Genomic DNA, 13,680 nt, shown 5'->3' with positions numbered 1-13,680 from the left:
GCTGTGCGAGCGTCACAGCACCGTCCCGCCGAGGGCGACGCCGATTGCGGTGAGGACGAGATTGAGGACGAACAGGGCGGCGAAGGCGAACACCACGGTCTCGTTGACCGCGTTGCCGACGCCCTTGGGGCCACCCGACACCGAGAGTCCGCGGTAGCAGGCGATGAGCGCCGCCACCAGACCGAACAGAGCGGCCTTCACCTCCGACAGCACCAGCTCGGGGAGCCCGACCAGCAGCGTGACCCCCGACGCATAGGCGCCGGCCCCCACGTGCTGGACGAAGACGGAGAAGACGAACCCGCCGACGATGCCGATCGCGCAGACGGTTCCGTTGAGCAGCACCGCGACCACCGTCGAGGCGAGCACGCGAGGCACCACGAGGCGGGCGACGGGATCGATGCCGAGCACCTCCATCGCGTCGATCTCCTCGCGGATAGTCCGTGACCCGAGGTCTGCGGTCATCGCGGTCGCCCCGGCACCGGCGACGACGAGAACGGTGACGAGCGGGCCGATCTGGGTGATCGCGCCGAACCCGGCTCCCGCACCGGCGAGGTCCTTCGCACCGATCTCGCCCAGCAGCGAGTTGAGGGTGAAGACCACGAGGACGGTGAACGGGATGGACATGAGGATGGTGGGGATCAGCGACACCCGCACGAGGAACAGCGCCTGCGCACCGAACTCGTCGACCTGCACCGGTCGCCGGAAGATCGCCCTCGCGGTGTCGGCGGACAGGGCGTAGAACTCCCCGATCGCACCGAAGGCGCCCCGTGTCGTCGCCACGACCGACGTCGAGGATGACGCCATCAGGCCCTCACGCGGTAGCGCAGCATCATGTCGTGGTCCTCGTGGTCGAGGATGTGGCAGTGCCACACGTAGCCCTGCAGGGTGGTCGGGTGCATGTGGGGTCCCGCGGCGTGGTGCATCCCGTCGTGCATGGAGTGGTCGGGTGCGGGGTGCGTCGCGGCGGGGTCGTCCCGGGTGGGAGCCGATGGCGCGCTCGGGGTCTCGGTGGTGGCCGGGGGCGCCGAGGGTGCACGTGATCCGGTGGTGTCGAGGGTGCCCGCGAGTGGGTCGGCCGGGAAGGTGGCGTCGGGGTCGAAGCCGAGTTCCTCGGCGGTCGGGAACCGGACGACGACCTGGGTGACGGTCCCACCGTCGGTGCGCACGGTGTCCTTCCACCCGGCCTCCCACGGGGCGGGGCCACGGCTGCGCCCACCGTAGAAGCGGTCGGGCGCCGGGGCCCAGCGCACGCCGATCGCCGGTTGGGGGTGTGCCGCCTGGTACTCCACGGTGCGCAGCGGTCGTCGACCGAGGATGCGGAAGGTGACGAGGTGGATGTGGATCGGATGCGGATCCGGGGTGATGTTGATGATGTTCCAGATCTCGGTGGTCCCCTGCCGGGGCATCTCGAGTTGCGGGTCGGAGTAGCGCAGGTTGTTGAGCGACATGATCGCCGGCGGTAACCGGAGTGCGTAGGGCTGACTGACGGTCACATTGCGCACGGAACCGGCTCGGGCGATGGGCGGCAACGCATCCGGGAGACCGGGGCGGCCGCGGAGCCTGCTCGGTACAGGGCCGCGGAATCCGCTGCGTGCCGATGCCACGAAGCGACCGAACACCGGCATCCGGACCTCGCCGAGCATCGCGGCCTGCAACGGCGGGTCCTCGCTGTTGCAGAGGTCGACGGTGTCGCCGGGACGCAGTCGCGAGAAGTCGACGAGGACGTCGTACCGCTCTCCGGGCGCGATGCGGAACGACCGGACCTCGACCGGCGCGTCGAGCAGTCCCCCCTCGTTCCCGATCACCCACATCGGGGTGGCATCGGACAGGTGCAGGGTCCACACGCTGTAGGAGCCGGCGTTGAGGATCCGGAACCGGTAGAGCCCGCGATCGACGGTGATCTTCGGCCACACGGTCCCGTTGATCATCCCCACGTCCCCGACGGCGCCTCCCTCCCACCGACCTTGCGGGACCACCGGTGTCGAGCGGATGCTCATGTGTCCGGCGGCGGTGAAGATCTTCTCCTGCAAAATGAGCGGGATCTCGTGGTCGCCGTACGGCAGTCCGACCCGGTTCGAGGCGTCGCCGGTGTCGTGGTCGTCGCGCAGGAGGAAGTTGCCCGCCAGTCCGGCGTAGACGTTGGAGCGCGTGATCCCCATCGCGTGGTCGTGGTACCAGAGGTGTCCTGCCTCCTGCCGGTTCGGATAGTGGTGCACCGCGGTGCCGACCCGCGGCAGGAGGAGTCGTTCGGGGTTGCCGTCGCTGTCCGGGGCGGTCACCGCGCCGTGCAGGTGCAGGCTGTTGGGCGGGCGGTCGCGATAGGACTCGCTCACGCCGTGCAGCGTGGTGTCGATGTCGGCGGCGAACGGGTGTCGGAGCAGCTCGTTGCGGTAGCGGAACGTGGTCGGCTCGCCCACGCGACCGTCGATGGTCGCTCCGAGGTAGGGCATGTCGGAGTAGCCGAAGGAGGGCACCGACGGCAGGTCACGATGCATCCGCGCACGCCCGGAGCGGGCCGTGATCGACAGTTCGCCGACGCCGGAACGCACCGGCGGACGGATCATCTCGTCGACGAACTTCGCCAGCGGTGGCGAATGGAAGATCGTGGGCACCGGGAACGGGTACGCGGGTGGGTAATCCGGGCGGGCGGCCGCTCGCGGCGCGAGACCACCGACCGCGGCGAGGCCGCCGATGGCCGCCGTCGTCCGCAACAGCTTCCGCCGATTGATCTCGTGTGACACCGAACCCTCGTCTCGTCGATCCGAACTCCGGCGACAGTACCATTCGGTATGGTGTGGTTTGTGACTTCCCGAGAACCGACCCACCGACTCCGACGGCTGCGCACGCGTCGGCACCTGCGAGGGCTCACGACAGCGGCGGCCGCGGCCACCGTCGTCGCATCGACGGTGCTGATGTCCGGTCCGGCCACCGCCCGACCGGTGTCGTGCGATCGACCCGTACTCCTCGTCGGCGAGGTCGCCTCCGACACCGCGAGCATGGCGGGCCTACGCCGGGACCTCGAGAGATCCGGGGCCTGCGTCACCACCGTCGACTACGGGATCACCCCGGCCGCAACGGCTCTCGCCCGCGCCGGAGGGCCGCGCCTGAACGGCCTCACGTCACTCGAGGACTCCGGGAGCGAAGTGGCGCGCTACCTGCGATCGACCGCGTCCCCCGCGGGACCGCTGACCGTCGTCGCCCACGGGGGCGGTGCACTCGCCGTGCAGTACGCGCTGCAGCACGGTGTCGCCGCCGCCCGGATCGCCCGGCTCGTCACGATCGGGCCACTCTGGAACGGGACCGATGTCGCCGGCATCGCCGACGTCGAACAGGTCAGCCGGCGGCTGGGGACCTACGACACCGTGCTGCGACTCGAGCGACCGATCGTCGACCCGATCTGCGCGAGTTGCCGACAACTCGTCACCGGATCGGATTTCCTCGTCGCGATGCGACGGGCCGTCTTCCCCACCCCCGGCGTCGCCTACGTCGACATCGCCTCCCGCACCGACGGTCTCGCCGGCGACCCCCGCACCTCCGCGGCACCCGGAGCACGGCTCATCGTTCTGCAGACGGTCGACCCGCGGGCGAACGTCGATCATTTCCGGCTTCCGGCCGATACGCTGGTCCGATCGCTCGTCGTCGCCACCACGCGCGGGTGATCCACCGACTCCGACCGCGATCGAAGGCGAGAGACGTGACCACCGTTCCGTCGACAGGGCGAAAGACCCCACGGCTGCGCGCCGACGACTGGATCGCCGCCGCGTTCGACCTGCTGACCGCCGAGGGTGTCGCCGCGGTCAAGGTCGTCACCCTCTGTCAACGGTTGAACGTGACCAAGGGCAGCTTCTACTGGCATTTCGCCGACATCAACGGGCTGTTCGAGGCGATGTCGGCGGCATGGACCGCCGAGTCCGACGCCTACCTCCGCGGTCTCACCGAACTCGGCGCGGCACCACCCGCCGAGCGCATCGAACAGATGACGCGACGCCTCGTCGACCACCAGACCTGGGCGCGGGAATCGGCCGTCCGCGAATGGGCTCGCACCCACCCCGTCGTCGCCGACGCTGTCGCGCAACTCGACAACCGGATCTTCGAGGTGGTGCAACAGACCCTCACCGAACTCGGACTGGCTCCCGAGGACGCCCGCATCCGTGCGGGACTCCTGGTCTACGCCGGTATCGGATTCGTCGAGAGCAGAGGCAGTCTTCCCACGCCCAACCCCGAACAGATCCACAAGATGATCGAGGTCATCTTCACCTGACCCGGACTCCGGAGACGACCACTACGCCAGTCGGGTGATCTCCACTGCGTCAACCTTTTCGGTGGAGATCACCGCCGTACCCGACCACTACGCCAGCCGGGTGATCTCCACCACGACATCGAGGTCGGTGGCACCGCCGCCGGTGTAGATCCCCTTGAGCGGCGGCACATCCGAGTAGTCGCGACCGATACCCACCGAGACGTGCTGCTCGTTGATCGGCACGTCGTTGGTCGGGTCGTACCCCCACCACGCACCGGTCCACGCCTCGATCCAGGCGTGGCTCTGACCCTCGACGACCTCGTCGATCGTCGCATCGCGATTCGGGTGCAGATACCCCGAGACGTAGCGGGCCGGGATCCCCAGACTGCGCAGCATCAACAGGGTCAGATGCGCGTAGTCCTGGCACACACCCTTGCGCTCGCTCCACGCGTCGACCGCGCTGGTGTGCACACCGGTGGTGCCGGGGACGTACTGCATCTCGGCGTTCACCCAACTGCAGATCGCCACCACCGCGGCCTCGGGATCGAGTCCCTTGGCGAGCTTGCGCGCCGTCGCGGCGAGGGGGCGGTTGCGCGGCACATAATCGGTCTTGCCCAACACCTCGTCGAAGCGGTCGATCACGTACTCCGACTTGAGGTCGTCCCAGTCGGTCTGCTCGGTCTCGTTCGGACGCTGCCCGGCCTCGGTCTCGACCACCGACGACCCCGACACCTCCAACTCCTCGTGCGGCGCATGGAGATCGAACGCCGTCACCGCGGTGCCCCAGTAGTCGGTGTAGCGATACGACCGGGTGGCCGGGACGGTCTCGACGCGGTTGACGATGACGTTCTGCCGATTGTCGCTGCGCGGGGTCAACCGCGCCTCGTTGTACGACGACGTCACCGGTGCGTTGTAGGCGAATCCGGTGGAATGCACGACCCGCAGGCGCCAGCTCACAGTTCACTCTCCTCGATGAAGTGCTCCTCGGCGGAGCTCGCGCGCACGTCGGCCCACGCCACATAGGGCGAGACGTGGAAATACTGCAGCGTGACAGCCTCGTTCAGGTCGCGGCACGCCTCCTGCAGGGCGAGCAGTCGGTCCTGCAGATCGTCGAGCAACAGGCCCGGCTGCATGAACTCCAGTGAGCTACGGGCGCGTCCGAGAACGCGCTGGGCCTCGGCCCGCGCACCGACGCGACTGTTGGGACGGTTGTCGAGCTCCATCAGCGACTGCTCGGCAAGGGTGATCGCGTGGAACACCGATCGCGGGAAGAGCCTGTCCAGCAACATGAACTCGACCACGCGGCTCGCGTCGAGCGCGCCGCGGTAGGTGCGCAGGTACGTGTCGTGCGCTCCGGCGGACCGCAGGACGGTGACCCACGCCGGCGAACCCGACCGGTCGCCGGCGCGCGACAGCAACATCCGCACGGTCATGTCGACCCGCTCCACCGATCGACCGAGGAGCAGGTAGCGGTAACCGTCGTCGCGACTCAGCGTCGCGTCGGCGAGTCCGGCGAACATGGCCGCACGGTTCTTCACGTACGAGAGGAACTCGTAGGGGCCGAGTTTGCGCGCCGACCGCTCGGCCTCCGACAGCCCGTTGTAGGTGGTGTTGAGGCACTCCCACATCTCGCTGGAGGTGACCTCGCGTGCGCCACGGGCGTTCTCGCGTCCGGCGGCGATGCAGTCGACGATCGAACCGTGGCCCTTCTTGTCGTAGGCGACACGCTCGGTCAGCGACCACACGTCGAGTTCGACGTCGTCGTCGGGTGCCTCCATGCCCAGCACCTGCAGCACGAGACGACAGGTGCGGTCGGGGTTGACGGTGGCGTCCTCGAGCAACTGGTGGACGGCGACGTCGAGGATGCGCGCCGTGTCATCGGCCCGCTCCACGTATCGACCGATCCAGTACAACGATTCGGCGTTGCGCGCCAACATCATCCGAGAACCCCCTGCGACTGGAACCGAGTGTCGACACGGCCCTGTTGCTGCTGCTGTTGCTGTTGTTGCTGCTGCTGCTGACTGCTCGCCATCGCTTCCGGACCCTGTTCGGTCTGGGTCGCCGGCGGCAGATCCTTGCCGCTCACCAGTTCCTCACCGCCGAGCTCGCGTTCGGATTCCGACGCCCGCGACGCGAGCACCCAGGTGTCCTTAGACCCACCACCCTGGCTCGAGTTGACCACGAGGGACCCCTCCGGCAGCGCCACACGGGTCAGACCGCCGGGCAGCACCCACACCGACTCGCCGTCGTTCACCGCGAACGGCCGCAGGTCCACGTGGCGCGGCTGCAACCGGTCCCCGATCTTGGTCGGCACCGTCGACAGCTGCACCACCGGCTGCGCGATCCAGCCGCGCGGATCGGCACGCACCTTGCGGGCCAGCACGTCGAGTTCGTCGCGGGTGGCGTCGGGCCCGAAGACGATGCCGTAACCACCCGAACCCTCAACGGGTTTCACGACGAGCTCGTCGATGCGGTCGAGAACCTCGTCGCGTTCGTCGTCGAGCCAGCATCGCAGGGTGTCGACGTTGCCCAGGCTCGGCTTCTCGCCCAGGTAGTACTCGATGATCTCCGGCACGTAGGTGTAGACGAGCTTGTCGTCACCGACACCGTTGCCCACCGCGCTCGAGATCACCACGTTGCCCGCGCGTGCGGCGTTGAGCAGGCCCGCCACCCCGAGCATCGAGTCGGGGCGGAACTGCATGGGGTCGAGGAAGTCGTCGTCGATACGGCGGTAGATGACGTCGACGCGCTGTTCGCCCTGGGTGGTGCGCATGTAGACGACGTTGTCGCGGCAGAACAGGTCGCGACCCTCGACGAGTTCGACACCCATCTGCCGGGCGAGCAGGGAGTGCTCGAAGTAGGCGGAGTTCGCGACACCCGGTGTCAGGACCACGACGTTCGGATCGGCCTCGTTGAACGCCGCCGAGGCGCGCAGGGCCTTGAGCAACTGACTCGAGTAGTCCGCGACGGCGCGCACCCTGTGACTCGAGAACAGGTCGGGGAACACCCGCGCCATGGTGCGGCGGTTCTCCATCACGTACGAGACGCCCGACGGCGACCGCAGATTGTCCTCCAGCACACGGAAATCGCCCTGCTCGTCGCGGATCAGGTCGATCCCGGCGACGTGGATCCGGACACCGTTGGGGGGCTTGATGCCGACGGCCTGTCGGTGGAAGTGCTCACACGAGGTGACCAGTCGCTTGGGGACGACGCCGTCGCGCAGGATCTCCTGCTCGCCGTAGATGTCGTCGAGGAACATCTCCAGCGCCTTCACGCGCTGGGTGATGCCCCGCTCCAACTTGGCCCACTCGGCGGCCGAGATGACCCGTGGCACAACGTCCAACGGGAACGGCCGCTCCTGGCCGGACAGGGAGAAGGTGATGCCCTGGTCGACGAACGCACGTCCGAGGGCGTCGACGCGGTTGTTCAGATCGGCGCGGTCCGACGGCGCGAGCGCCTTGTGGATCCCCCGGTAGGGCGTGCGCACCTCGCTGTTCGCGTCGAACATCTCGTCGAAGGCGTTCTCGTAGGGGCCCTTGGAGTAGCCCGAGAAGATACCGGTCGCACCACCGGCGGTCTTCGAACTCGACTTCTCGATCCGACCGTTCTTCGGACCCACCGACCGACGCGCCGCCGGGGCGCTGCTCGGCTTACGGTCGGGTGCGGCGATCTTGCCGGCCCTGGCGGTCGGCGACGCCTTCTTCGCGCCGCCGGACGCCGATGCCTTGGTGGGACGCTGTCGTCCGTCCGAGGACCGTGTGTCGGTGTTCTCGGAGGAGGTTCCGGGGCTCATAACCAACCATGTTGCCCCACATGGGCCGAGTCGGCAGGAGGTTGCCGCGAGCGCGGGGTCGCGTCGCAGGTGGACACGCTGTTCGCGGCTCGGTCACCGGGCGCGGCGGCGCAGCGCGAGCGCCGCGGCACGACGACGACCACCGCGGACGACGGCCCCCACGCGGGACCGCACTCCGCGATGCCGCGCGGGCATCGGCATCGTCGCGAGGATCCGCGCCAGCGCGGCGACCGCGACCTCGAGGGTCTCCTCCGGTGTCGGTTCACCCGTCGCGTCGACATCGTCGTCCGTCCCGGTGACCGAGTCGACCCGCAGATCGTCGGTGTCACCGACGATGTCGAACCCGGCGTCGACGACGGCGGCGATCATGGCGTCGGAACGCTCCGCGGCCCACCACGACTGGTCGACGGTCAGCGACCGACCGTGGCGGTCGACGGTGTCGAACAGGATGTCGCCGATGAGGTGTCGCTTGACCGCCCACTCGTAGCGGTCCCAGGCGACGGTGTCGGGTTGCAGGTGGGTGTTGAGAGCCCTCAGTAGTTCCACCTGCGGCGGGGTGAGTGCGGCGTTGCTCGGCGGCACCGGGACGTCGAGCTCCGCGCCGTCCACCCCGAGGACGGAGGTGAAGCGGTCCCACAACGACGCCGACGGGCCCGAACCGGATCGCGGCACGGTGACGAGATGGATCCGGTCGGACGGTAGGCCGTCGCCCCAGGTGCGCAGGATGCGCACGAAATCCTGGAACTCCCAGAACGGTTCCTGGCGCTCGATCGGATCGCGCCGCAGGGATTCGATGAACTCGTCGAGGGTGCTCGTGTGCTGGTTCTTGACGTTCTCCTGCCACACCGACGGCAGCTGGCGAGCGAGGTCACGGACCGTCGCGACGACGTGGACGTCGGCGAAGTCCAGGTCGGCGACCACCCGACGGGCCTGCTCGGCGGTGGCGGTGGAGAACAACTCGTGCGACACCAACGAGGTTCCCGGCCAGCCCCGCATCTGGGCGACCATCCGACCCCAGGCGTCGGCATGCGCCGGGTCGACCCAGTCGAGGTAGCGGTCCGGTTGCAGGTGCACCGCGGCGTGGAAGTGATCGCTCATCTCCACCCCGGGGTACAGCAGACCTCCGACCCGCAGCGCCGTGTCGCGGTTGCGCCACAACCGATCCTGCAGGTAGGTCGTCCCGGTCTTGGGCAGGCCCACGTGGATGACGACGGTGGGACGGCTCATCGATTCACGATCGGAGGGGTCCGCACGGCGACGGCGGGCGGCACGGCGAAAGCGGTCGAACCCGGGGAAAGGGACATCGTCGACGACTGTATCGGACACATCGGGCCCGGCCCGGGGGCTGTACGGGCACCTCGCGGATTTGGGTGGTCACCGCAGCGTGCGGTAAAGTCCATCGCTGGTGCTCACGACGTGTCCGACTCGTTCGGAGAGGTCGGCGAGAGCAGGTGAGGGATCACCACATTCTTCGCAGTACGACACAGTGAATTCCGCAACTGATGTGCGCCCCACGGGGGTGTCGCATCGAAGATCAAGAGGTAGTGACGCGTGGCAAACATCAAGTCGCAGGTGAAGCGCAACAAGACCAACGAGGTCGCCCGTCGGCGTAACCAGTCGGTCCGGTCGGCGCTGCGTACCGCGCTCCGCAACTTCCGCACGGCCGTCGACGCCGGTGAGAAGGAGAAGGCGACCGAGCTGCTCGCCGCCACCGGGCGCCAGCTCGACAAGGCCGCCAGCAAGGGCGTCATCCACGCCAACCAGGCCGCCAACAAGAAGTCTGCCATGGCGCTTTCTCTCAACAAGCTCTGATCCGTCCGCGACGCACCCCACCCGGGTGCGTCGACGGCGGGTACGACCCCGGATGGTGCTGCATCGACCATCCGGGGTTTTTCGTGTCCTGACGTCGGGCTGCCGAAAGATCGGCGCTACCTCGAGCGGGGGGCGACCGAGGGTTTGAGCTCGGCCACCTCGGCGACCGCACGCTGCAGTGCGTAATCGGCGTTGGCGGCCTGGCCCTTCACGTCACCGTTGAGCGTCGCGACGACGGACATGGCCCGCGCGATCGACGGCGCATCCCAAGCCTGGGCCTGCGACTGCACCTTCCGCACCCGCCACGGCGGCATGCCCAGTTCGGCGGCGGCGGAATTCGGGTCGCGACCGCCGACGCTCTTCACCCGGGCGATGCCGTGCACGGCCTCCGCCAGCGCGTCGGCGAGCAGCACGTGGGGCACGCCGTGATGGCCGGCCCACGCCAGCGCCTCGAGAGCGCCCGCACGATCGCCGGTGACAGCGCAGTCGGCGATCTCGAAACCCGTGACCTCCGGACGTCCCGAGTAGTAGGTGGCGACCGCGGCCGCGTCGACCTTGCCGCCGGTGTCGGACACCAGCTGACTGCACGCGGCGGCGAGCTCACGCAGGTCGGCGCGGACGGCCTCGACGACCTGCGTGACCACATCGTTGGTGACCCGCACCCCGTGGGACGCGAACTCCTTCTTCACGAAGTCGATGCGGTCACCGACGCGGGTCGAGCCCACACAGTCATGGGTGCGGGCACCGGCCTTGCGCAGCGCGGCGACCATCGACTTCGCCCGGCCGCCACCGGAATGGACCACGACCAGGGTGATGCCCTCGGGGAGTTCCTCGGCCGCCGAGGTGATCGCCGCGGCGGGTTCCTTGCCTGCCTCGCCGGCCGCCTCGACCACGACCATCCGTTCGTCGGCGAACAGCGACGGGCTCAGCAGCTCGGCGAGCTCGTGTTCGCTCACGTCACCGGCGCGTACGCGGGTCACCGGCAGATCGGCGCCCCCGGCCGCGGCGATCGCCTCGGCGCGGACGGCGGCCGTTGCGCGTTCCACCAGGAAGTCGTCGTCGCCCAGCAGCAGATGGAGTCGGTCGGTCACGCCGGTAATGCTGCCAGACCGGTGTGACGACAGAGGACCAGCGGACGACGTAGGACCAGCGGACACGTGCCCACCGGAGTCGCTCCCCCGCCGGCGAACCACGGGTCGCGTGCGACGTCGCCCGGGTGATGGCACGCACCGTCACCACGACACCCACGACGACCGCGGCCGCCACGACCGCACCGACGACGCCGTCGGGCACCGCGACCTTCGCCCCGGGGGCGCGTGCGGCCACGTCAGCGACGTGGATCATCCACCACAGCGACGGCTCGCACAGCCGGATCATCACCGCCGCGGCCACGGTCGACACACCGGCCACCGCGGCGGCGAGGGTGCCCAGGACGGTGATCACCGGGACGGCCGGGGCGACCGCGATGTTCGCGACAACCCCGACGGGCCCGACCGACCCCGAGATCATCACCACCAGAGGGATGGTGACGAGCTGCGCGGCCACCGCCACCGCCAGGAGCTCGGCGAGGACGCGCGGACACCCTCGCTCGCACAACCAGGTTCGGATCGGCGGCGAGAGGGCGATGAGACCCGCCGTGGCCGCCACCGACAACGCGAAGCCCGGGTCGACGGCCATCGCTGGCCAGATGATCAGGACGCCGAGGACCGCCACCGCGAGCGCAGGTATCGCGGCGGTCCGGCGGTCGGCGATGAGCGCGATCAGGCCGACGAGACCCATCAACGCGGCGCGCACGACACTCGGCGACGGTCGCACCACGAGGACGAAACAGCCGAGCACCACCATCGTGAGCAGTGCTGCGGGCGTGCGCGGGGTGCCGCACATCCGCAGCACGAGCAGCACCGCACCGGCGATGATCGCGAAATTCGCTCCCGACACCGCGACGAGATGGGTCAGACCGGCGGTGCGGAACTCGTCGACGACGTCGTCGGGAAGGCCCTCGGTGTCCCCCACCGCCAGTCCGGGCAGCAGCCCCGATTCGGCGGCGGGCAACTGTCGTCGGGCGAGGGTCGCCAGTCGCGTGCGGACCGCGGTGGCCCAGATCTGGTGTCGCGGCGGCGGGGCGACCGCCTGCGGCGGCATGGTGGTGCGCAGCGCGGCGGCCGTGAGGTCGGAGCGGTAGGGACGGTCGACCGCGACGACGGCCACCGCCCGCTGGCCCGGCACCAGGTCGGCCCACCCGTCCTGCGGCGCGGTCAAGGTCGCGGCGACAGGGGCGCGACCCGACCGCACCGGCGCCGCTCGCACCGCGATCCTCACGCGGGGTGGCCCCGGCCCGCGCAGGGTCCGGGCGTCGTCGACGACGGTCATCGCGGCGGTCACCTTGTGGCCGACGAGTTCGGTTGCGGCCATGGGACTGTCCGCGATGTATGCCGCGCGGATCGTGATGGCCGTGCCGAATCCCGCACTGATGCCGGCGGTGGCGACGAGGACCACCATCACCTCCACCGTCGCCGGGCGGTGACCACCACGCCGCACGACCATCGCGGCCAGGCCCGCGACGACTCCACACATCGCGGCGACAGATCCGGTGACGACGGGTGGAGCGATCACCCCGATCACGGTGACGGCCCAGCAGGCCGACGCCGGCGCGATCAATCGGAGGTCGGTGACCGACCCCGCCGGGGGTGCGGGGGCAGCATCCGGCAGCGGCGCGGGCCGGGATCCCCCGCTCACCCCGCCCCGACGGAGACACGGTCGCGGAGTTTGGCGAGCCGCCCCGGCCCGATCCCGTCGACCTCGGCGAGCTGATCGACCGACGTGAACCGGCCGTTGCGCGTGCGCCATTCGACGATCGCGGCCGCCGTGACCGGCCCGACGCCGGGCAGGGTGTCCAGTGCCGCCTCGTCGGCGGTGTTCAGGTCCACGGTCCCCGCCGACCCCGACGCCCCTCCCGACCCCGACGCGGCCGAAGACGGCGCCGACCCGCTCGGCCCACGATCGCCGGGTGTCGTGGCGACCGCCGCGCCACCCCCGGACACGACCGCACTGCGCAACCGCGGGCCGCCGGACGGATCGGCGAAGCCGACGAGGATCTGATCGCCGTCGCGCACCGGTTGCGCCATGTTCAGGCTCAGCAGATCGGCTCCCGGCCGACCGCCACCGGCGGCGGCGATGGCATCGGCGATCCGCGCGGTCGTCGACAGATGGACCAGTCCCGGCGTCTTCACGAGACCGACGACACTCACCACCATGGCCGACCCCTCGGCCGGTGCCCCGGAGGGCGAGGGCCGCGGCGCGGACGAGGAGTTCTCGGAGGTGGCCGCGACGGTGTCACGATCCGACGGCGCGGCCGCACCCGCACTCGAGGGGAACGCGACGACGGTCGGCGCCTCGTCCGACGAGCCGGACACGACGGTGTAGACGGTGACCACGCACGCGAGCAGGCCGATCACCACGAGCGCGATCGCCGCGGGCGGCGCCATCAGCAGTTCGCGCCGACGACGATCCCGGGTGCGCGGTCGCGAGGGCGCCTCGCCGGTGTCGGCGTCCTCGGCCGGGTCGAGCCACCGTGGCGCGGCGGGTCGGTCCCATCCCGGTGACTGCGGGAGGTCGGGACCGTCGTCCTCGTCGGGAAGCCAGGCCGGGTCCTCGAATCGCGGATGACGCCGGTCGGGGTCGGCCAGGTCGAGATCGGGTCCGGACACGACATCGTCGCCCAGTCGCGCCCACGGCGCGGTGCCCGACTGCAGACGCGCCGCGGGATCGGAGGGCTGCAGGCGCGCGAGACCATCGCCGCGACGCGGAGACCGAGAGCTGAGTGCCATGCCGCGAC

12 protein-coding genes are annotated in these 13,680 nt (G+C 69.8%); 3 read left to right on the top strand and 9 right to left on the bottom strand.

Annotated features, from left to right (window positions below):
• Positions 1–12: 12 nt before the first annotated feature.
• Positions 13–804 (bottom strand): MlaE family ABC transporter permease, encoded by a 792-nt coding sequence (locus ACQ7HM_RS15855; protein ID WP_434217201.1) that lies wholly within the window; start codon positions 802–804, stop codon positions 13–15.
• Positions 804–2,741 carry a multicopper oxidase family protein gene (locus ACQ7HM_RS15850; protein ID WP_434217200.1) on the bottom strand — a complete coding sequence of 646 codons (1,938 nt, stop codon included), beginning with the start codon at positions 2,739–2,741 and terminating at the stop codon, positions 804–806. Before ACQ7HM_RS15850 ends, ACQ7HM_RS15855 begins: the two co-directional genes overlap by 1 nt.
• 60 nt (positions 2,742–2,801) lie before the next feature.
• Between ACQ7HM_RS15850 and ACQ7HM_RS15845 the strand changes: the two genes are divergently transcribed.
• Together ACQ7HM_RS15845 and ACQ7HM_RS15840 are read left to right on the top strand one after the other, a co-directional pair.
• Positions 2,802–3,659: an esterase/lipase family protein gene (locus ACQ7HM_RS15845; RefSeq protein WP_434217199.1), complete on the top strand. Its 858-nt coding sequence runs from the start codon at positions 2,802–2,804 to the stop codon at positions 3,657–3,659.
• A gap of 35 nt (positions 3,660–3,694) precedes the next feature.
• Positions 3,695–4,261: a TetR/AcrR family transcriptional regulator gene (locus ACQ7HM_RS15840; protein WP_434217198.1), complete on the top strand. Its 567-nt coding sequence runs from the start codon at positions 3,695–3,697 to the stop codon at positions 4,259–4,261.
• A gap of 87 nt (positions 4,262–4,348) precedes the next feature.
• Here ACQ7HM_RS15840 and ACQ7HM_RS15835 read toward each other — a convergent pair whose 3' ends face one another.
• The 4 genes from ACQ7HM_RS15835 to ACQ7HM_RS15820 all read right to left on the bottom strand — a co-directional run bounded on the left by ACQ7HM_RS15835 (position 4,349) and on the right by ACQ7HM_RS15820 (position 9,260).
• On the bottom strand, positions 4,349–5,197 hold the full coding sequence (locus ACQ7HM_RS15835; protein WP_434217197.1) for a transglutaminase family protein: 849 nt from the start codon (positions 5,195–5,197) through the stop codon (positions 4,349–4,351).
• Positions 5,194–6,180: an alpha-E domain-containing protein gene (locus tag ACQ7HM_RS15830; protein WP_045823200.1), complete on the bottom strand. Its 987-nt coding sequence runs from the start codon at positions 6,178–6,180 to the stop codon at positions 5,194–5,196. Before ACQ7HM_RS15830 ends, ACQ7HM_RS15835 begins: the two co-directional genes overlap by 4 nt.
• Positions 6,177–8,033 (bottom strand): circularly permuted type 2 ATP-grasp protein, encoded by a 1,857-nt coding sequence (locus ACQ7HM_RS15825; RefSeq protein ID WP_434217196.1) that lies wholly within the window; start codon positions 8,031–8,033, stop codon positions 6,177–6,179. The genes ACQ7HM_RS15830 and ACQ7HM_RS15825 overlap by 4 nt, the downstream gene beginning before the upstream one ends.
• 93 nt (positions 8,034–8,126) lie before the next feature.
• Entirely contained in the window at positions 8,127–9,260 is a 1,134-nt protein-coding gene (locus ACQ7HM_RS15820; RefSeq protein ID WP_434217195.1) for a sulfotransferase family protein, read from the bottom strand.
• 324 nt (positions 9,261–9,584) lie between these two features.
• On the opposite strand from ACQ7HM_RS15820, the gene rpsT reads away from it, so the two are divergent.
• Positions 9,585–9,845, top strand: a complete 261-nt coding sequence (gene rpsT, locus ACQ7HM_RS15815) for a 30S ribosomal protein S20 (RefSeq protein WP_434217194.1) — start codon at positions 9,585–9,587, stop codon at positions 9,843–9,845.
• 116 nt (positions 9,846–9,961) lie between these two features.
• Here the strand turns inward: rpsT and holA are convergent, their stop codons facing one another.
• The 3 genes from holA to ACQ7HM_RS15800 all read right to left on the bottom strand — a co-directional run bounded on the left by holA (position 9,962) and on the right by ACQ7HM_RS15800 (position 13,672).
• The gene (gene holA / locus ACQ7HM_RS15810) at positions 9,962–10,918 is read right to left on the bottom strand and encodes a DNA polymerase III subunit delta (protein WP_434217493.1); all 957 of its coding nucleotides are present in this window, start codon (positions 10,916–10,918) and stop codon (positions 9,962–9,964) included.
• Complete coding sequence (locus tag ACQ7HM_RS15805; protein WP_434217193.1) at positions 10,803–12,458, bottom strand: ComEC/Rec2 family competence protein; 1,656 nt, start codon at positions 12,456–12,458, stop codon at positions 10,803–10,805. Before ACQ7HM_RS15805 ends, holA begins: the two co-directional genes overlap by 116 nt.
• Before the next feature lie 119 nt (positions 12,459–12,577).
• Complete coding sequence (locus ACQ7HM_RS15800; protein WP_434217192.1) at positions 12,578–13,672, bottom strand: ComEA family DNA-binding protein; 1,095 nt, start codon at positions 13,670–13,672, stop codon at positions 12,578–12,580.
• Between the last annotated feature and the right edge of the window lie 8 nt (positions 13,673–13,680).

Origin of the sequence: Williamsia sp. MIQD14 (assembly GCF_051025635.1) — a bacterium.
In the GTDB taxonomy this organism is placed as follows: Bacteria; Actinomycetota; Actinomycetes; order Mycobacteriales; family Mycobacteriaceae; genus Williamsia_A.
Note: the sequence above shows the minus strand (reverse complement) of the source record. Positions and strands in the feature narration are given on the sequence as shown.

Excerpts from the sequence above, each read along its gene's own strand:
- ACQ7HM_RS15800 (WP_434217192.1), bottom strand. The coding sequence starts at position 13,672 with ATGGCACTCAGCTCTCGGTCTCCGCGTCGCGGCGATGGTCTCGCGCGC.
- ACQ7HM_RS15825 (WP_434217196.1), bottom strand. The coding sequence starts at position 8,033 with ATGAGCCCCGGAACCTCCTCCGAGAACACCGACACACGGTCCTCGGAC.
- ACQ7HM_RS15830 (WP_045823200.1), bottom strand. The coding sequence starts at position 6,180 with ATGATGTTGGCGCGCAACGCCGAATCGTTGTACTGGATCGGTCGATAC.
- ACQ7HM_RS15855 (WP_434217201.1), bottom strand. The coding sequence starts at position 804 with ATGGCGTCATCCTCGACGTCGGTCGTGGCGACGACACGGGGCGCCTTC.
- ACQ7HM_RS15820 (WP_434217195.1), bottom strand. The coding sequence starts at position 9,260 with ATGAGCCGTCCCACCGTCGTCATCCACGTGGGCCTGCCCAAGACCGGG.